Origin of the sequence: Ensifer sp. MJa1, assembly GCF_037026475.1 — a bacterium.
Lineage (GTDB): Bacteria > Pseudomonadota > Alphaproteobacteria > Rhizobiales > Rhizobiaceae > Ensifer.
Map to the genome: position 1 here is coordinate 73,549 of NZ_JAKUMO010000006.1, position 16,718 is coordinate 90,266.

Consider the following 16,718-nt stretch of genomic DNA (forward strand, 5'->3'; position numbering starts at 1 on the left):
CTCTTTTGTTTTCGGCATGCGCCGACGCTCCGGCATTTTCCCGTTGCATGACGACACGCGAGAAGCGGTCCCTCTCGCTGGCGGCTGAAGAGCTCAGCCTCAGCTAGGATCCGTCTCAGACCCGGGCCTTCGAGCACCCGCACAGGAGACCTGGCGCATCTGCGGAACAAAGTGCCCGCTGAATGGTTGATCCCTCAGGAGATCAATCATGTCTATCCGGCACTCTAAATCCGAGGCGGCGGCGCATCTGAAGCCGCCGAGATGGGCTTTTCACCACGGGGTAACGCGCCTGCGCAGGGCGGATGCCAGCGACCGGCGTCGACAGCCACCGCCGGACGACGCATCGGCGCACGTTGTCGATGCGGGCGATGGTGGATTGGTTGCGCCCGAGCCCGAAGACGCTCCCGCCTCCGAACCAAGACGCCAGCCTCCCCCGCGTGACTACAGCCGGCGCACACGCAAACGGGACGAACTGGGTCCCGTCCATGGCATGCATGGTGACGGCGTCGCCATGCGACGGCTCGCGTTGATGATCGGCGTCTTTGCCTTCGCTTCGGCGGTCCTCATCTGGCTGATGATATAGAGCGGCACCGCCGGCAAGCAGATACGATGACGAGATCGAGGCCTTCGGGCATGTCGATGACAAGGCCGTTGACGGGCAAGTGCCGGGCTCTAGATATCCGGCAAACGTGTAGTCCCCCAAAGTTCAGCGAGCGGTGTCATGCACTATAGAACCTTCGGCCGTACCGGCCTTCGCATTTCTGAAATCGGCTATGGTGCCTGGGGCATCGGCAGGAGCCACTGGCAGGGTGCAAGCGACGACGAATCCATGCGTGCGCTCAACCGCGCGGTTGATCTTGGCCTCAATTTCATCGATACGGCGCTCGGTTATGGCCAGGGCCACAGCGAACGGCTGATCGGCAGCCTGCTGCGCGAGCGCTCCGAGACGATTTATGTGGCCACCAAGATCCCGCCGAAGAACCTGCAATGGCCGGCCCATGCGGGTACTCCGGCCGAGCATACCTTTCCGGCCGACCATGTGATCGCCTGCACCGAAACGAGCCTGCGCAATCTCGGTGTCGAGACGATCGACGTGCAGCAGTTCCATGTGTGGTCCGACGAATGGGTCGGGCGCGGCGACTGGCTGGAGGCGGTCGAGCGGCTGAAGCGCGATGGCAAGATCCGTTTCTTCGGCGTCTCGATCAACGACTACGAACCCGACAATGCAGTGCGACTGATCGAGACCGGCGTGGTCGACAGCGTGCAGGTGATCTACAACGTCTTCGAACAGGCGCCTGAGCAAAAGCTGCTGCCCGCCTGCCTTGAGCACAAGGTCGGGGTCATCGTGCGCGTGGCGCTCGATGAAGGCGGCCTGACCGGCCAGATCCGCGCCGATACCGTCTTCCCCGAAGGTGATTTTCGCGAAAGCTATTTCCGCGGCGAGCGCAAGCGCGAGGTCGAGGAACGCACGCGCAAGATTGTCGAGGATCTTCAGATCGCCCCCGAGGCGCTGGCGGAGACCGCCCTTCGTTTCGTTCTCAGCCACCCGGCAGTATCGACCGTGATCCCGGGCATGCGCTCGGTGCGCAATGTCGAGCGCAACTGCGCGATCGGCGATGGCCGCGGGCTGCCGGATGATCAGCGCGAAAAGCTGCGCGCCCACCACTGGACGCGCAATTTCTATCGCGATTGAAGGGCCGCGGCCTCGCCGTTTCCGTCACACTCTACCTCGTTTTGGGCACGCCGGGTCACGGCGCTTGTCCTGCGCATGTAGCTTCAGCGGTCGGCTCCGTCGGTGGCCCCACGCCACGGATGTGCTATCCTTAGGGTTGCGGGAGCCCGGGGGGCGCCGATGGAACAGAAACTCTCCGTCATCATGGCCGCCGATGTAGTCGGCTACAGTCGGCTGATGGAATCCGACGAGAAAGGCACCCTGGCGGCGTTGGTGAAGCATCGTCAGGAACTGCTGGACGTTGCGATCGCGTCCCATCATGGCCACATCGTCAAACTCATTGGCGACGGCATGCTGGTGGAATTCCGTACCGTTGAGGACGCGGTCCTCTGCGCGGTCGAGATCCAGCGCGGCATGCGGCAGCGAAACACCGCTACCAGGCCCGATCGGCGCATGGAGTTTCGCATCGGCATCAATATCGGTGATATCCTGTTTGAAGACGGCGACGTCTATGGTGACGGCGTCAATCTGGCCGCCCGCATCGAGAGCCTTGCCCGGCCCGGCGGCGTGTCGGTTTCATCAGCGGTTCGCGACACGGTGGGCAGTCGCCTCGGCATTCATTTCGAGGATGCGGGCGAGCAGGCGGTGAAGAACATCGGGCGTCCGGTACACATCTTCAATGTAGTCATCGACGAAACGCCGGAGTTTGCGACGCTTATGGCGCCGCCGTTAAGCGAGGTTCAGGGCAATCCGCCGGTGACGTCAAACCGAACGCTCGTCTACGTGTCACGGTTTGTGAACCTGAGCGGCGATCCCGACCAGGAGTATTTCGCTGCCGGGATAACAGAGGACGTGGTTGCCGCATTGTCGCGTTTCTCCGGATTGAACGTGATCGGGCGTCTGCCCCGTCACGAGCAGCAACATCAGCCTCAGGTCACCCACTACACGCTGGGCGGCAGCGTCAGGCGGCTTGGCGACCGTGTCCGGGTCAATGCCAATCTGACGAACGCGATGGGCGAACATGTCTGGGCCGAGAAGTATGATTTCGACCTGAGCGACATGTTCCAGGTCCAGGACGAGCTTTCCCGCTCCATTCCGGCGGCATTGAACGTGAAGATCGAGGAGGCAGAACGCTACCGCGTTCTTGGCAAGCCGCTGAAAGGATTGAAGGCCTATGACTTTTACTTGCGCGGCCGGCATCTTGAGAAAAGCCTGAAGCCGGATGAAACCGCGCTTGCCAGGCAGATGTTCCTTGCCGCGATCGACGATGATCCAAGCTACGCCCGCGGTTATCTCGGGCTTGCCTGGCTGGAAGTGCGCAAACTCAAGTGGAACGAGCGCGTCGATCTCGAAGCGACGCTGGCGAGTGCGTTTGCCTCGGCAAGCAAGGCCCTGGAACTCAGCCCCTATGACGCCGACGTTCACTGGGCGCTCGGCGTCATCTACCTGTGGCGGGGTGAGGCGGAGCGCGCGATCGGCTGCTATGAACGCGGCCGTGAACTGGCGCCCAACAATTGCGATCTGCTGGCAGAATATTGCGACGCCTTGGGCTATCTCGGGTTACTCGATGACGCGATCCGGATCGGGGAACTGGCGTTGAGGCTCAATCCGAGCCGCCCCGACTGGTATTTCTGGAACATTGCCGCCAGTAAATTCCTGTCGGGCCTTGACCACGAGGCCCTGGCGCTTCTGGAAAAGATGGCTGATCTTGGCTCGGCCTATCGGTTGCTTGCGGCAACCTATGCCCAGCTCGGCCGATTGGAAGACGCGCACCGCGCCGCCGCCGAATTGCTGAAGCTCAATCCGGAATTTTCAATCGAGCGATACAGCAGCCGCGCGCCCTACCGCGACAAGGCGCTGCTCGCCCGCTACGTCGAGGGCCTGCGGCTGGCAGGCCTGCCGGAGTGAGTGCTTGGAGTTGGCCGGCCAGTGGCCGGGAAGTGGCCTGCGGCGCGCATCGCGCCGCGCCCGTTTGGAGGAACGCCTATGTCGGAAACAGTCAATGTCCGCTACATGGTGGATGACGTCGAGGCGGCGATTGCCTGGTACACGACCCATCTCGGCTTTTCGCTTCTGACGAACTATGCGCCGGCTTTCGCGGATGTGCAGCGTGGGGCGCTCAGGCTTCTGCTCAGCGGTCCGAACAGTTCGGCGGGGAGGGCGATGCCGGACGGCGAAAAGCCCCGCCCGGGCGGCTGGAACCGGATTCACCTGATTGTCGATGATCTGCCCGGCGAGGTCGACCGACTGCGAGCCGCAGGCGTCCACTTTCGCAATGATGTCGTGACCGGTCCAGGAGGGGCGCAGATCCTGTTGATCGACCCCTCCGGCAACGTTGTCGAGCTGTTTCAGCCGGCGCGCACGCCGACAGCGCCGCGCGTCTCATAAGACGCGCAAGGGTCGCTGTAGCACTCCTAGTCGCTGCATGCTTTTGTCCATCAATCAGCAACGATTAAAGGCAACATGCAGCAGGCGCTTTCGAGCCGGATCGACTGGTCAGCCTGCGCTGGTGTCGACCACTTCGAAATCGTGCGTGATCGTGGCAGTCTTGGCGAGCATGGCCGAGGCCGAGCAGTATTTTTCGATCGACAGCGAGATGGCGCGTTCAACCTTATTCAGCGCCAGCCCACGCCCCTTGACGATGAAGTGCATGTGAATGCGGGTGAACACCCGCGGCTCGGTTTCCGCGCGGTCCGCATCAAGCTCGACAACGCAATCTTCGACCGGTTCGCGGCCCTTTTCGAGAATGTGGACGACATCATAGGCCGAGCAGCCGCCGGTGCCGATCAGCACCAGCTCCATCGGGCTCGGGCCCGGCGTGCGCCCGTCCTCGCCGAAGGCGGTTCCCAATACGACCTTATGGCCGCTCCCGGATTCTCCGACGAAGGTCCGGTCTTCCACCCATTTGACGCGTGCTTTCATGTCTCTCGTCCTGTTTGCTGCAACGCCGTGATCCTCGACCGCGGCGGTCGATGGCCTTTGCTTGAGATAGTGAGTGCTTGAGATAGCGAGTTCCGGGAATTTCGCAAATAGCCTGCGGCCGTTAAAATGACGGACTGCGAGGCTTGACGTGGAGCGGGTGGGCGAGGGGGCGATGGCATGAGCGGAACGGATGGAGATGTGCAGGATCGCTCAGGCGCGATAGTCCGGCCGCCGATTGCCTGGTTAGCTGCTGTCGGCGGTGGCCTTCTTCTCGACGGCGCCTATCCGCTGCCGTTCCTGGGAGGGGCCACGGCCGGGCGTCTGGTCGGAGTTTGCATCTTCCTTGCGGGCCTCGCCCTGCTGCTGTGGGCGGCAACGACCTTCCGGCGGGCCGGCACCGAGATCCAGACCACCCAGCCGACGACGGCCATCGTGGAAACCGGCCCCTATCGCTTCACCCGCAACCCGATCTATATCGGTATGTTTCTCGGGCTTATCGGCCTTGCGCTGGCGTTCGACAGCGTTTGGCTCGTGATCCTGCTGGTGCCATTCTACCTCGTCATCCGCTATGGCGTGGTTGCCCGCGAAGAGGCCTATCTCGAGCGCAAGTTCGAGAGCCGCTATCTCGCCTACAAGGCGCGCGTCAGGCGCTGGCTCTGACGGGGCGGGCAAGCGACGGCGCGCCAGACACGGCCTTAAGGGCAGCGGCAAGCCGGTCGACCCCATCGGGCAGCAGTCCGGCGATGTTGATGCGGCCATTGGCGGTGCCGTAGACGCCAAACTCCTCGCGCAGCCGGCTCATCTGGCGCTGGTCCAGCGGCAGCAGCGAGAACATGCCCTTCTGCCGGCGCAGTGCCTGGAATTTTTCCGGCGCACCGCAGTCGGCAAGCGCATCAGCGAGGTTGCCGCGGATGGTGGTGACGCGTTGACGGCTCTCTTCCAGTTCCGCAAGCCATGTGTTCGGGTTCTCGAACAAACAGGCGGCGATGGCCGCGCCGTGCTCCGGCGGCATGGAATAGTTAGCCCGCGTTATCCGCTCCAGGGTGGCGCGGATGTTGGCAAGCGGTCCGCTGTTGGCTGCGATCACCATCGCGGCCCCCGTTCGCTCGCAGTATAGTCCCATGTTCTTGGAGCAGCTCGCTGCCACAAGGACGGTGTCGAGTTCGGCGGCGAAATGGCGCAAGCCCCGGGCATCTTCCTCCACCCCGTCGCCGAAACCCTGATAGGCCATGTCGATCAGCGGGATCAGCCCCCTGTCCTTGCACAGCGCTGCAAGACGACGCCATTCTTCCGTCGACGGGTCGATGCCGGTCGGATTGTGGCAGCAGCCATGGAGGATGACCACGTCGCCGGTTCGCGCGTTCGCAAGATCCGCTATCGCGGCGTCGATATCGAGGCCCGTCCCATTGTCCTGCCAGCGGAACGATTTCACGCCAAGCCCCGCGGCCCTCATGATCGGGCGGTGGTTGATATAGCCGGGGTCGGTGTTCCAGATCATTGCAGCCGGGGAGACCAGTGCGATGAAATCGGCGAGAACCCGGAGCGCCCCGGTGCCGCCGACAGTCTGGATCGTGCATTGGCGGTCGAGCGCCTCATTGTCTTTGCCGAGCAGCAGTCTCGAAATTCCATCGTTGAAGGCCGCATTGCCGGAAAGCGCCCGATAGGATTTGGACGCTGCGACGGAGGCGAGCCGCGTTTCGGCTTGCTGTACGGCGCGCATGACCGGGGTCTGTCCCGAAGCATCACGATAAACGCCGACGACGAGGTCGATCTTGTCGGCTCGGCGATCGTCGCGGAACGCGCTGATAAGCGCCCACAAGGGATCGGGTTCGGCGAGTGGCAGAGCGGCGAGCATGCGCGTTTCCTTGAGAGCGTTGTACGGGACTATCGGATCAGTGGCGGTTGGCCAGGATCACGCCGGTGGTGATGACGAGGATGCCGGCAGCGGTCGCGAGTGTCAGGGGTTCACCGAGGACCGGGATGGCGAGCAGGCTGGCGAGCGCCGGCGCAAGCGAGCCTATAGTCGCGCTTTTGGCCGTGCCCAGCCGCGAGATCGCGAAAGCGTATCCGACGGTCGAGACGAGACCGACGCCGAGACCCTGCACCAGGATGAAGGGCAGCGCCTCATGCCAGCTAAACTGCCCGAGATGGGTGGTGACGGCGCCCGTCAGGATCAGGGCCAAGAGAACGATGAGCGAGCCGATCGACAGAAGCAGGCCGTTGGCAATCGCGTCGATCCCGGTGCGCCGCAGGCCGATCGTGTAGGCGCCCCAGATCAGGCTCGCTATCAGCAGAAGCCCGACGCCACGCAAGGTTTCGGTCGTCACCGCCTGCTGCTGCCCGACAACGATGCCGATCACGCCGACGACGATCAGCAGGAGCGGCAGCCAGCGCTTCCGCGGCACGGCCTTTCGCTCAAAGACAAAGGCGAGCAGCGCAACGGAAAGCGGCGACGTTCCGGCAATCAGCGCGCCGACATAGGCTGCCGACGTTGCCTTCGCACCTTCCGAAGCGATGAAGAAGAACGGCACACCGCCGAGAAGGACCAGTGCCACATCCCTTGGCCGGACGCGGCGCAGTGCCGCAAGCCGAGGCGGGATGGCCGGCAGCAGCGCGACGATCGGAAGGACAAAACGGATGAGGGCGACATCGGCCGTGGCGAGCGGCGAGGCGCCGATGAACCGCATCGTCAGCGCAAAGCCCGCCCAGACCAGAACGACGACGAAAAGCACGAGGTAGCCGGTGGTCGCCGGTGCCAGCAAGCCGTTCTTCGATGCTTGAAAATCTGACGTCACATCGGTCATGTGGGAGCCTCAACTTCGGATTGGCTCGCATGATATGCTTCTCGACATATCGGTTTCTTGCTATCTCGCTGTCAGTTGCGGTGAAGTTTGGCAGAATCTGCCAATGGGAGGTGGTGAATGGACGAGAAGGACCGGCAGATCATCTGGGCGCTGCAAAAGGATGGGCGCCTTTCCAACCAGGACCTGTCGGAGAAGGTGGCGCTCTCGCCTTCGCCCTGCCTCAGGCGACTGCGGCTGCTCGAGGAGGCGAAGATCATCAAGGGTTACACGGCGATCGTCGACGAGGAGGCCTATGGCCTGCCGATCACGGCCTTTGTCCGCATCCGGCTCGAACGTCATTCCGAGGCCTCGATCGCCGCCTTCGAGCGCAAGGTCAAGACCATCGACAATATCCAGGACTGCTATGTCATGACCGGCGAAGCCGACTATCTGCTGCGTGTGCTGGTCACCAGCCTCAAGGACTACGAGCAATTCGTCCGCAACCAGTTGCACAGTATCGAAGGCATCGCCGCGATCGACACGAGCTTTGCCTATGGCACCGTCAAGCGGGCGACCGTTTTTCCACGGCTGTGATCGGCCTAAGCCCCACTACCGTTCCTCAGATCGGCAACAGCGCGTCAGGCTTGACGTCGCCCACCGACGCATAGGTGTGGGTTTCCCGGACCCCGGGCAGAGGCAAGATCACCCGTTCCAGAAAGGCCTGAAACAGCGACATGTCGGCAATCCGCGCCTTTACCAGGTAGTCGAAGCCACCGATCACCATATGGCATTCCAGAACCTCCGGCGCCTTGGCGACGGCATCGGAAAAGCGCTCGAAAATGTGCGGGGCGGTATGGTCGAGGCGCACCTGGATGAAAACCACGGTTCCCCGGCCGATCTTCTTCGGGTCGAGGATTGCCCTGACAGCCTTTACATATCCCTCCCGGAAGAGGCGTTTGATGCGCTGGCTGGTGCCGGTCGGGGAGAGACCGACCCGGTCTGCGAGTTCCAGCGTGGTGCGGCGGCCGTCTTCCTGAAGCAATCGCAGCAGCGTGCGGTCGATCGTGTCGAGTCCTGCAATTTCGTCACTCACGCTATTTGACCTTCAATAAAGAGATTTTCACTCAGATTTACTGCAATCAATATATTTCGGCACGCACCCGCGCGCAATATCATGCGTTTGACGCAGCCGAATGGAAGGAGGGCGATCGCTATGGAAGCACGTGCGGGGGATCTGACGTTCGAAGATGGAGCCAGCAGCCGGCGGCTCGCCATCCTGGCGGGATTGGCGGTTGTCGCGATCACCACCGTTCAGTTCGTCGCCGCCCGTTTCAGTCTGCGCGAGCATTTGACGGCGCCCGACATCGTCAGCCTGCGGTTCTCTGGTGCTGCGCTTGCTTTCCTGCCGGTGCTCTGGTGGATCGGCACGCCAAGCCTGAAGCAGTTTGGCTGGCGGAAGGCTTGCGTGCTGGCGCTGTTGACGGGCCTGCCTTACCCGTTGGTCATCAACCAGGGACTTTCGTTGGCACCGGCCGCGCATGCGGCGGCACTTTCTCCCGCCGTGATCGTCTTCTGCTCGTTCCTGTTCTCCCGCCTCGTCTTCAAGGAAAAGGTCTCGGGCGCACGGCTTGCCGGGATCGTCACCGTCATTGCCGGCCTTCTGCTGTTCGTCGTCCAGTCGGGGACCGCTGACACCGATATGTTGCGTGGTGACCTGTTGTTTGCCGTTTCGGGGGTGATGTTTGCCGCCTATGCGGTCCTGGTGCGGCTATGGTCCGTCGACGCCGTCACGGCGACGATCGCCGTCGTGTTTTTCTCCTGTCTGCCATTACCCTTGCTGCACATTCTGGCGCCAAGCGGGCTCGCCGCCGCTTCGTTCACCGAAATCGGCACGCAGTTCATCATCCAGGGATTTCTCGCAGGAGCGCTTGCGAGCGGCCTCTACACCTATGTGATCCGCAAACTGGGCCCGCAGCCGGCATCGCTGTTCATGCCATGCGTTCCGGTGACGACGGCCCTGGCGGGCATCGTGTTTCTCGACGAAGTCCCGACGCCGCTTCAGGTGGTCGCCATCGTCGTCATTACATCGGGCATGCTCTTCCCGATCCTCAAACGGTCCTAGCTGCGGTCCGCACTTGGCCTATTTCTGTGCCTGTTCCGCCGGCATCGGCTTGACCGGGGCGCCCGGGAAGATCTTCTGCAGGTTGCCCGATATCACCTGATCGCCTTCCGAAACCCCTGAGGTCAGGCCGATGAGATCGCCGCTCGTCGGGCCCGGTGTCACCAGGCGCTGTTCCACAACGTCACCCTTGCCAACGACATAGACATATTTGCCAAGCTGGCTCGACCCCAGCGCCGTCTCGGGCACCATCAGGAGGTTCGGCTCGTCTCTTATCTTCAGGCGAACGCGGACATATTGCCCGGGAAGCAGCGAGAGGTCCTTGTTGTCGATCGTCGCGCGCGCCACGACCGTGCCGGTATTGCCCTCGACCGTATTGTTGATGAAGCTGAGGTCACCGCGGTAGCGCGGCTCGGTATCGCCAGGCAAAAGCACTTCGGCCTCCACCTTGCCTTTCGCCCGTGCCTTCTGGATGTCGGCGAGTTCGGTTTCGCTCGGATTGAACGAGACGTAGATCGGCGAAAGCTGCACCAGATTGTTGAGCGGGGTTCCGGAGGTGTTGCTGACCAGCGTCCCCTCAGGCGCAAGGTTTCGTCCGAGCCGTCCGGCAAAGGGGGCGCGGATTTCGGTATAGTCGAGGTTGATCTCCGCCGTGCGCACTGCCGCTTTCGACATGGCAAGCGCTGCCTCCGCCTGGTGAACGGCACTGCGCCGCTGATCGTAGCTGTCCTTGTCGAGATAGCCCGTCGTTGCAAGTTCGTTGCCGCGCGTGAGATTGGAGCGAAGGTAGGCGAGCGAAGCGTCGTCGCGCTCGACCTGCGCCTTTGCCTGGTCGAGTTCGGCGCGATAGTCGCGGGCGTCGATCTTGTAGAGCAGATCACCTTCCTTGACATCGGAGCCGTCTGGAACGGCCTGCGATTCCAGGTAGCCGGTGATCTTGGCGCGCAGGGTCACATTGCGGATTGCCTCGGTACGGGCGGAATAATCGAGGTAGATCGGGACGGTTTTCTTGGTGACTGCGGCAACGGGAACGGGCATCGCCTGCTGCGGCGGCCCCACGGCTGCCCCGGCATCGCCGCCCTTCAGCTCAAAGCCGCCGTTCTTGTAGTGGTAGGCCACGGCAAGGGCGGCGATTGCGACCCCTGCGGCAAGGACAAGTCTGAAACCACGCATGTCAGGCTCCAATTGCTATTCCGCCGCCTCCGGCTCGTGGCTTGGGCCGATGGGCTTTGACGACAGCCCTTCGCGCCACCGCTCGATGACGGCGTAGAAAACCGGTACGAAGATGAGTGTGAGCACGGTTGCAGCCAGCATACCGCCGAAAACGGTCGTGCCGATCGACTGGCGGCTGGCAGCACCAGCACCCCTGGCATACATCAGCGGCAGCACGCCGAGGATAAAGGCAAAGGCGGTCATCAGGATCGGCCGCAGGCGCAGGCGCGCCGCTTCGGCGGCGGCCGCGACCACGTCGAGGCCTTCCTCGCGCCGTCGCCTTGCGAACTCGACGATCAGGATGGCGTTCTTGGCGGCAAGTCCGACCAGCATCACGAAACCGATCTGCGAATAGACGTCGATCTGCATTCCGCGCAGCCAGAGCGCCAGAAGCGCACCGAGAAGCGCCAGCGGCACCGACAAGAGCACCATGAACGGCATCGACCAGCTTTCATACTGGGCAGCCAGGATCAGGAAGCAGAAGACGAGCGCGAGCGCAAAGACGAGAGCTGCGATCGAGCCTGCGCGGATCTCCTGATAGGTAATGCCGGTCCATTCAAATGTGTAGTCCCGCGGCAAGGTCGTCTTTGCCACCCGCTCCATCGCCGCCACCGCCTGGCTCGAACTGAAACCGGGAGCGGCGGCACCATTGACCAGCGCCGAGGGGTAGTTGTTGTAGTGGGTGATGGTTTCGGGTCCAACCGTCGACCTGAACGTCCCGAGCGTGTTGAGCGGCACCATCTCGCCCTGGCTATTGCGCACATAAAGACGCGAAAGATCGGTGGCCGAGGCCCGCGACGCCTGGTCGGCCTGCAGCGTCACCCGGAAGGTGCGGCCGAACAGGTTGAAATCGTTGACATAGAGCGAGCCGAAATAGATCTGCAGCGTGTTGAAAATATCCGGCAGGTTGAGGCCGAGCAGCTTGGCCTTGTCGCGGTCGAGGTCATAGTCGAATTGCGGGCTCGACGTGCTGAAGGTGGTGAAGAGCTGATACGGATTGATTTCCGGCTGCTTGCGCGCTTCGGCGATCAGCGCCTGTGTCGCGTCGTTCAGAGCCTGCGCGCTGCGCCCGGCCAGATCCTCGACCTGGAACTCGAAGCCGCCGGTCGCACCAAGCCCCTGGATCGACGGCGGGTCGAAGGCAAGCACCAGGGCGTCGGGGATTTGCAGCAGTTGCGGCATCACCGCCTCGCGCAGGGCCGAGGCACCCTGCTCAGGCGGTCGCTCGTCCCACGGCTTCAACACGGCAAACTGCACGGCGGAATTCGACTGGGCCGCAAAAGAGAGGAAATTGAAGCCGACGACGGAGCCGACGAAATCGACGCCGGCGGTCTTTCGCAGGATTTCTTCCGATTGTCGGGCAACGGCCTCGGTGCGTTCCAGCGAGGCGCCGTCCGGCAGCTGGATGACAACGAAGAAGTAGCCCTGGTCCTCGACCGGCAGGAAGGTCGAGGGGATGCGTTGCCAGAGCGCATAGGTGGAACCGATGGCCACGAGGAAGAGGGCGAACAGCGCCCAGCGCCAACGCACGAGCCCGGCAACACTGCGGGCATAGCCATGTGACAGCGCGTGAAAGCCGCTGTTGAACCAACGGAAGAGTGCGAAGCGTGGTTCACCGCGGTAGCGCAGGAAGGCGGCGCTGAGCGCCGGACTGAGCGTCAGCGAATTGAAGGCCGAGAAGGCGACGGAGATCGCGACCGTCAGCGCAAACTGGTTGTAGAGGCTGCCGGCGACGCCCGGGATGAAGGCGACGGGGATGAAGACGGCGAGCAGAACGGCTGTTGTCGCGATGATCGGGCCGGTCACCTCCTGCATCGCCTTTTTAGTGGCTTCAAGCGGCGGCAGGCCGGCCTCGAGTTGCCGCTCGACGTTTTCGACCACGACGATCGCATCATCGACGACAAGGCCGATCGCGAGCACCATGCCGAGCAGGCTCAGCATGTTGAGCGAGAAGCCGAAAAGGTACATCACCACCAGCGTGGCGATCAGCGAGACGGGAATGGCGATCGTCGGGATGATCGTCGTGCGCAGGTTCTGCAGGAAGATGAAGACGACGAAAACGACGAGCGCCAGTGCTTCCAACAGCGTGTAGACCACATCCTTCATCGCGGCTGATACGAAGCGTGTCGTGTCGTAGAACATGTGGTAGGCGATGCCCGCAGGGAAGCGCTCCGACAGTTCGTCCATCTTCGCCTGGACGCGGCTCTGCAGGTCGAGCGCGTTGGAGCCGGGGCCCTGGAAGACGGCAAGCACCACGCTTTCCTTGCCGTTGAAGGTGACCGAGGAGGAATAGAGAAGTGCCCCGAGTTCGATGCGCGCCACGTCGCGCAGCCGTGTCTTTGCCCCGGTCGTCTGGTCCGCGCGAAGCACGATGTCGCCGAACTGCGACGGATCACTGAGCCGGCCGAGCGCGTTGATCTGCATCTCGAAGGGCGTGCCGGCCGGTGCCGGCGATTGCCCGATCTTGCCACCCGCCACCTGGATGTTCTGCTCGGCAATCACGTTCTGGACGTCGACGGCGGTGATGCCGAGATTGGCCATGCGATCGGGATCGAGCCACACGCGCATCGAATAGCGGCGTTCGCCGAAAAGCTGGACGTCACCGACGCCCGGCAGACGCTTCAACGGATCAAGGATCTGCAGATAGGCGTAGTTGCTGACAGAGGCGAAATCCACCGAATTGTCGGGTGAATCCAGGCTGACGAGAACCGTGAAATTGGGGATCTGCTTGGCGATGGTGACGCCGCTCTGGTTCACAAGTGCCGGCAGCGAGGAGGCGGCCTGCGAGACACGGTTCTGGACGTCGAGTGCGGCCACATCGATCGGGTAGCCGACTTCGAAAGAGATGATGATGCGCGACGAGCCGTCGTTCGAACTCGTCGAGGTCATGTAGAGCATGCCGGGCACGCCGTTGATCTGCTGCTCAAGCGGCGTGGTCACCGTATCGGCGACGACCTGGGCGCTGGCGCCGGGATAGTTTGCGGCAACGACGATCTGCGGCGGCGTCACGTCGGGAAACTGCGAGATCGGCAGCAGGAAGTAGCAGATGCCGCCGGCGAGCGTCATGATGATGGCGATCGCCGAAGCGAAGATCGGGCGGTGAATGAAGAAGTCGATCATGGCCGGATCGATCCTATTGGGTGAATGTCACCGGTGCGGACGGTGTGATCGGACGTGGCGAAACGGCGCACAAACACCATTGCCGCGCCGACCGTCCGGTCCGCGACGTGTTCCTTCGCCTTCAGCCCAATCCGCATGCGCATCACAAGGCTCCAGCACGCGTGGCGGGCCGCACCGGCCGACACCACAAGCATTATCGAATTTCAAAGGTCTCTGCGGTGTGCGTTCTGGCTAAAAGACGCCTGGCGATCGCGCCCGCCGACAATGCGCTCGAAAATTTTCTGCGGTTACCGAAATGTTCTGAAAGCGGTTGCGACAGCGGCGCTGACGCGCGTTGCTGCCAAAAATGTTACTGGTCGGTAACAGTGCTGCATGTTATCGAGCGCTTACAAGGCGTCAAGGGGCAAGTTTTCCATACGGATTTCGGTGGGGCCCGGTGCGATGACAACGGATTTTTGCAACAAACCACGCCGATCCGCGCGCGAGCGGATCGTCGAGGCGGCGCGCGACCTTTTCCGCAGGCACGGGCTTCGCGGGGCCGGCGTCGAGGCCATTGCCGATGCCGCCGACAGCAACAAGATGACGCTCTATCGCCATTTCAGCTCGAAGGATGAACTCATCGTCGAGTGCCTGCACCGCGCCGGCGCGGAGATGGACGGTTTCTGGCAGGAACTGGAAAGCGCACATCCAAACGACGGCCTGGGGCAGCTCAGGGCCTGGGTTCGCGCCGTCGCGGATCATCTTGGCGGTGATGATTGCAGCTGCGAGATGATGAGCGCGGCCGTCCAGCTGACCGATGAGGCTCATCCCGGCCGGTTGGTGATCAGGAAGTTCAAGGATGCGCAACGCGATCGGGTCGTGGAACTCTGTCGCAGGGCGGGCGTGGCGGATGCGGAACTGCTCTGCGACACGCTTCTGCTGCTGATCGAGGGTGCGCGCGTCGCCCGCCAAAGCAGCGGCGCCGAAGGCCCGAACGCTCGGTTCGCCGAGATCGTCGATGCGGCAATCTTGTCCTTTGCCGGGAAGGGCGCTTCGCGGTAGGCGGCGCGCCGGCCTACCTTCCCGCCGGCCAGTCTGGATGATGGCTGTCGATCACGAAGACATGCGCGTGCCTGTGCCCGTGGTCGACGCGGGTCGCGCCTGCGATGTGCGGGTGGCTTTCCTCAAGGTCATGGTGCAGGTGCTCGATCTCGTCGGGATCATGCGCCGGCCAGAGCCGCGCCGCAACGACGATGGCAGCTGCGGCAATCGCCCCGAACACAGCGAAGGTTGCAGGCAGCCCGACAGTAGCGCCGAGCCATCCGGCCAGCGGATAGGTGATCAGCCAGCAGGCGTGCGACAGGGCAAACTGCGCGGCAAAGAGAGCGGGCCGGTCTTCCGGGTGCGCCGAGCGCCGCAGCAGTCGGCTGGATGGCGTCTGCGTCAGCGAGTAGCCTAGCCCGAGTACAGCCCACAGGGTGAGTAGCCATCCGAAGCGCGCGACGAGGATGCCGGCGAACAGGCTCAAGGCCAGGACGGTTGCGCCCAGGAGCATTGCTGTTCGGTCGGCCGTCTTGTCGAGGAGGCGCGGAAGCAGCAAAGCGGCGATCATCGATCCGCCACCGAAGGCGGCGAGCGCGATGGCGGTGTCGCTCTGACTGAGACCGAACTTTGCCTGAACCAGGACGACGGAGTTGACGATAACCATCGATCCCGCCGCCGAGACCGCGAGGCTCAAGGCAAGCAGCCCGCGAAGCCGCGGCGTCGCCAGATAGATGCGCAGGCCCCGCGTCATCCGCTCATAGATGCCACGCCGCTCGGCCGGCTTCGGGCTCGGGAGCACGATGGACACAATGAGAGCGGCCGAAGCGAGGAAGCCGATGATTGTGCCGGCGAACAGGCTGTGGAAGTTGATGACGGTCAGCAATGCCGCTGCGAGCATCGGGCTGGCGACGCTTTCGAGGTCGTAGGCAAGCCGCGAGAGCGAGAGCGCACGGGTGTATTCCTTCTCGTCGGGCAGGACGTCCGGGATGGTCGCCTGGAATGTCGGGGTGAAAGCGGCCGAGGCCGATTGCAGCGCGAAGATCAGCACGTAGACCTGCCAGATCTCGGTGACGAACGGCAAGAGCAGCGCGATGGAGGCGCGTAGCAGATCGAGGCAGACGAGCACGGCACGGCGCGGCAGCCGCTCGGCGAAGGCAGCGGCGACAGGTGCCACGCCGACATAGGCGATCATCTTGATGGCGAGCGCCGTGCCGAGAACCGCGCCGGCTTCGGCGCCCGCCAGATCATAGGCAAGTAGTCCGAGCGCGACCGTCGCAAGACCTGTGCCGACGAGCGCGATCACTTGCGCCAGGAAGAGACGGCGATAGGTGCGGTTGGCGAGGATCTGCAACACGATGACTGGGCTCGCTCTTGCGGTGTCGATTGCGGGCAAGACGTGTCGAAGCCAACCTCAGAGGTACTTGGCGATCGCCTTGAACGTCTCGATGGTTTGGCGTTGGTCGCGCGGCAGCGCTCCGACCGTATCTTCGAGACAGTGGTCCAGATGATCCTGGATCAGGGTTCGCTTCGCCTGGGTAATCGCCTTCTCAACCGCATGAAGCTGCTGGGCGATGTCGAGGCAAGGCCGTCCCGCTTCGATCATGGCGACGACGCTTCTCAAGTGCCCTTCGGCTCGCTTCAGTCGCTTGATGATCTCAGGGTGGGTCTCATGCCGATGTTCATTCATGTCTTAACCTATCCCCCTGGATAGGATATAACAAGCGCGGATTTGGCGACGTGGTTTCGATCTGGTGATTGCGTGATCTTGGCTTCGGTCGGTTTCTGCGGTTCGTCGGCGCCAACGGATTGCAGGAAAGGCAGCTCCGCTTTTGCTCTTCGCCTTCAACATGGGCGCAGGTGCGCTGCG

At 62.9% G+C, this 16,718-nt stretch carries 16 protein-coding genes; 8 read left to right on the forward strand and 8 right to left on the reverse strand.

Annotation, left to right across the window (positions count from 1 at the left end; all coding sequences use genetic code 11):
- Positions 1-208: 208 nt before the first annotated feature.
- From MKZ91_RS10340 to MKZ91_RS10355, 4 genes are all read left to right on the forward strand, one after another.
- Positions 209-583: a hypothetical protein gene (locus tag MKZ91_RS10340; RefSeq protein WP_336170686.1), complete on the forward strand. Its 375-nt coding sequence runs from the start codon at positions 209-211 to the stop codon at positions 581-583.
- A 138-nt stretch (positions 584-721) separates the two neighbouring features.
- Entirely contained in the window at positions 722-1,693 is a 972-nt protein-coding gene (locus tag MKZ91_RS10345; protein WP_336170687.1) for an aldo/keto reductase, read from the forward strand.
- A 159-nt stretch (positions 1,694-1,852) separates the two neighbouring features.
- Positions 1,853-3,580, forward strand: coding sequence for an adenylate/guanylate cyclase domain-containing protein (locus tag MKZ91_RS10350; RefSeq protein ID WP_336170689.1), 1,728 nt, complete (start codon positions 1,853-1,855; stop codon positions 3,578-3,580).
- Positions 3,581-3,658: 78 nt separating this feature from the next.
- Positions 3,659-4,060 (forward strand): VOC family protein, encoded by a 402-nt coding sequence (locus MKZ91_RS10355; RefSeq protein WP_336170691.1) that lies wholly within the window; start codon positions 3,659-3,661, stop codon positions 4,058-4,060.
- 108 nt (positions 4,061-4,168) lie between these two features.
- On the opposite strand, the gene MKZ91_RS10360 is transcribed toward MKZ91_RS10355, so the two are convergent.
- On the reverse strand, positions 4,169-4,594 hold the full coding sequence (locus MKZ91_RS10360) for an OsmC family protein (protein WP_336170693.1): 426 nt from the start codon (positions 4,592-4,594) through the stop codon (positions 4,169-4,171).
- A 177-nt stretch (positions 4,595-4,771) separates the two neighbouring features.
- Here MKZ91_RS10360 and MKZ91_RS10365 point away from each other — a divergent pair, with 177 nt between their 5' ends.
- Positions 4,772-5,254, forward strand: a complete 483-nt coding sequence (locus MKZ91_RS10365; RefSeq protein ID WP_336170695.1) for a methyltransferase family protein — start codon at positions 4,772-4,774, stop codon at positions 5,252-5,254.
- Here the strand turns inward: MKZ91_RS10365 and MKZ91_RS10370 are convergent.
- Complete coding sequence (locus tag MKZ91_RS10370) at positions 5,238-6,449, reverse strand: amino acid aminotransferase (RefSeq protein WP_336170696.1); 1,212 nt, start codon at positions 6,447-6,449, stop codon at positions 5,238-5,240. The two genes, MKZ91_RS10365 and MKZ91_RS10370, sit on opposite strands and share 17 nt — an antisense overlap.
- 37 nt (positions 6,450-6,486) lie before the next feature.
- The gene (locus MKZ91_RS10375; protein ID WP_336170698.1) at positions 6,487-7,398 is read right to left on the reverse strand and encodes a DMT family transporter; all 912 of its coding nucleotides are present in this window, start codon (positions 7,396-7,398) and stop codon (positions 6,487-6,489) included.
- 117 nt (positions 7,399-7,515) lie between these two features.
- Between MKZ91_RS10375 and MKZ91_RS10380 the strand changes: the two genes are divergently transcribed.
- Positions 7,516-7,971 carry an Lrp/AsnC family transcriptional regulator gene (locus MKZ91_RS10380; RefSeq protein ID WP_336170699.1) on the forward strand — a complete coding sequence of 152 codons (456 nt, stop codon included), beginning with the start codon at positions 7,516-7,518 and terminating at the stop codon, positions 7,969-7,971.
- Between the two features lie 25 nt (positions 7,972-7,996).
- Here the strand turns inward: MKZ91_RS10380 and MKZ91_RS10385 are convergent, their stop codons facing one another.
- Entirely contained in the window at positions 7,997-8,470 is a 474-nt protein-coding gene (locus MKZ91_RS10385; RefSeq protein WP_442892241.1) for an Lrp/AsnC family transcriptional regulator, read from the reverse strand.
- 120 nt (positions 8,471-8,590) lie between these two features.
- Here MKZ91_RS10385 and MKZ91_RS10390 point away from each other — a divergent pair, with 120 nt between their 5' ends.
- Positions 8,591-9,499, forward strand: a complete 909-nt coding sequence (locus MKZ91_RS10390) for a DMT family transporter (RefSeq protein WP_336170701.1) — start codon at positions 8,591-8,593, stop codon at positions 9,497-9,499.
- An 18-nt stretch (positions 9,500-9,517) separates the two neighbouring features.
- Here MKZ91_RS10390 and MKZ91_RS10395 read toward each other — a convergent pair whose 3' ends face one another.
- A complete protein-coding gene (locus MKZ91_RS10395; protein WP_336170703.1) occupies positions 9,518-10,669 on the reverse strand; it encodes an efflux RND transporter periplasmic adaptor subunit in 1,152 nt (383 codons plus the stop codon).
- Between the two features lie 15 nt (positions 10,670-10,684).
- Positions 10,685-13,828 carry an efflux RND transporter permease subunit gene (locus tag MKZ91_RS10400; protein WP_336170705.1) on the reverse strand — a complete coding sequence of 1,048 codons (3,144 nt, stop codon included), beginning with the start codon at positions 13,826-13,828 and terminating at the stop codon, positions 10,685-10,687.
- Positions 13,829-14,269: 441 nt separating this feature from the next.
- On the opposite strand from MKZ91_RS10400, the gene MKZ91_RS10405 reads away from it, so the two are divergent.
- Complete coding sequence (locus tag MKZ91_RS10405) at positions 14,270-14,869, forward strand: TetR/AcrR family transcriptional regulator (protein ID WP_336170707.1); 600 nt, start codon at positions 14,270-14,272, stop codon at positions 14,867-14,869.
- A gap of 13 nt (positions 14,870-14,882) precedes the next feature.
- Here the strand turns inward: MKZ91_RS10405 and MKZ91_RS10410 are convergent, their stop codons facing one another.
- Positions 14,883-16,205 (reverse strand): MFS transporter, encoded by a 1,323-nt coding sequence (locus MKZ91_RS10410; protein WP_336170709.1) that lies wholly within the window; start codon positions 16,203-16,205, stop codon positions 14,883-14,885.
- A gap of 57 nt (positions 16,206-16,262) precedes the next feature.
- The gene (locus MKZ91_RS10415; protein WP_336170712.1) at positions 16,263-16,538 is read right to left on the reverse strand and encodes a metal-sensing transcriptional repressor; all 276 of its coding nucleotides are present in this window, start codon (positions 16,536-16,538) and stop codon (positions 16,263-16,265) included.
- Positions 16,539-16,718: the final 180 nt, after the last annotated feature.

Bases quoted from the DNA above. Each gene is read 5' to 3' on its own strand.
- MKZ91_RS10405 (WP_336170707.1), top strand. From the start codon at position 14,270: ATGACAACGGATTTTTGCAACAAACCACGCCGATCCGCGCGCGAGCGG.
- MKZ91_RS10375 (WP_336170698.1), bottom strand. From the start codon at position 7,398: ATGACCGATGTGACGTCAGATTTTCAAGCATCGAAGAACGGCTTGCTG.
- MKZ91_RS10360 (WP_336170693.1), bottom strand. From the start codon at position 4,594: ATGAAAGCACGCGTCAAATGGGTGGAAGACCGGACCTTCGTCGGAGAA.
- MKZ91_RS10370 (WP_336170696.1), bottom strand. From the start codon at position 6,449: ATGCTCGCCGCTCTGCCACTCGCCGAACCCGATCCCTTGTGGGCGCTT.
- MKZ91_RS10350 (WP_336170689.1), top strand. From the start codon at position 1,853: ATGGAACAGAAACTCTCCGTCATCATGGCCGCCGATGTAGTCGGCTAC.
- MKZ91_RS10390 (WP_336170701.1), top strand. From the start codon at position 8,591: ATGGAAGCACGTGCGGGGGATCTGACGTTCGAAGATGGAGCCAGCAGC.
- MKZ91_RS10340 (WP_336170686.1), top strand. From the start codon at position 209: ATGTCTATCCGGCACTCTAAATCCGAGGCGGCGGCGCATCTGAAGCCG.
- MKZ91_RS10415 (WP_336170712.1), bottom strand. From the start codon at position 16,538: ATGAATGAACATCGGCATGAGACCCACCCTGAGATCATCAAGCGACTG.
- MKZ91_RS10395 (WP_336170703.1), bottom strand. From the start codon at position 10,669: ATGCGTGGTTTCAGACTTGTCCTTGCCGCAGGGGTCGCAATCGCCGCC.
- MKZ91_RS10365 (WP_336170695.1), top strand. From the start codon at position 4,772: ATGAGCGGAACGGATGGAGATGTGCAGGATCGCTCAGGCGCGATAGTC.
- MKZ91_RS10355 (WP_336170691.1), top strand. From the start codon at position 3,659: ATGTCGGAAACAGTCAATGTCCGCTACATGGTGGATGACGTCGAGGCG.
- MKZ91_RS10400 (WP_336170705.1), bottom strand. From the start codon at position 13,828: ATGATCGACTTCTTCATTCACCGCCCGATCTTCGCTTCGGCGATCGCC.
- MKZ91_RS10345 (WP_336170687.1), top strand. From the start codon at position 722: ATGCACTATAGAACCTTCGGCCGTACCGGCCTTCGCATTTCTGAAATC.
- MKZ91_RS10380 (WP_336170699.1), top strand. From the start codon at position 7,516: ATGGACGAGAAGGACCGGCAGATCATCTGGGCGCTGCAAAAGGATGGG.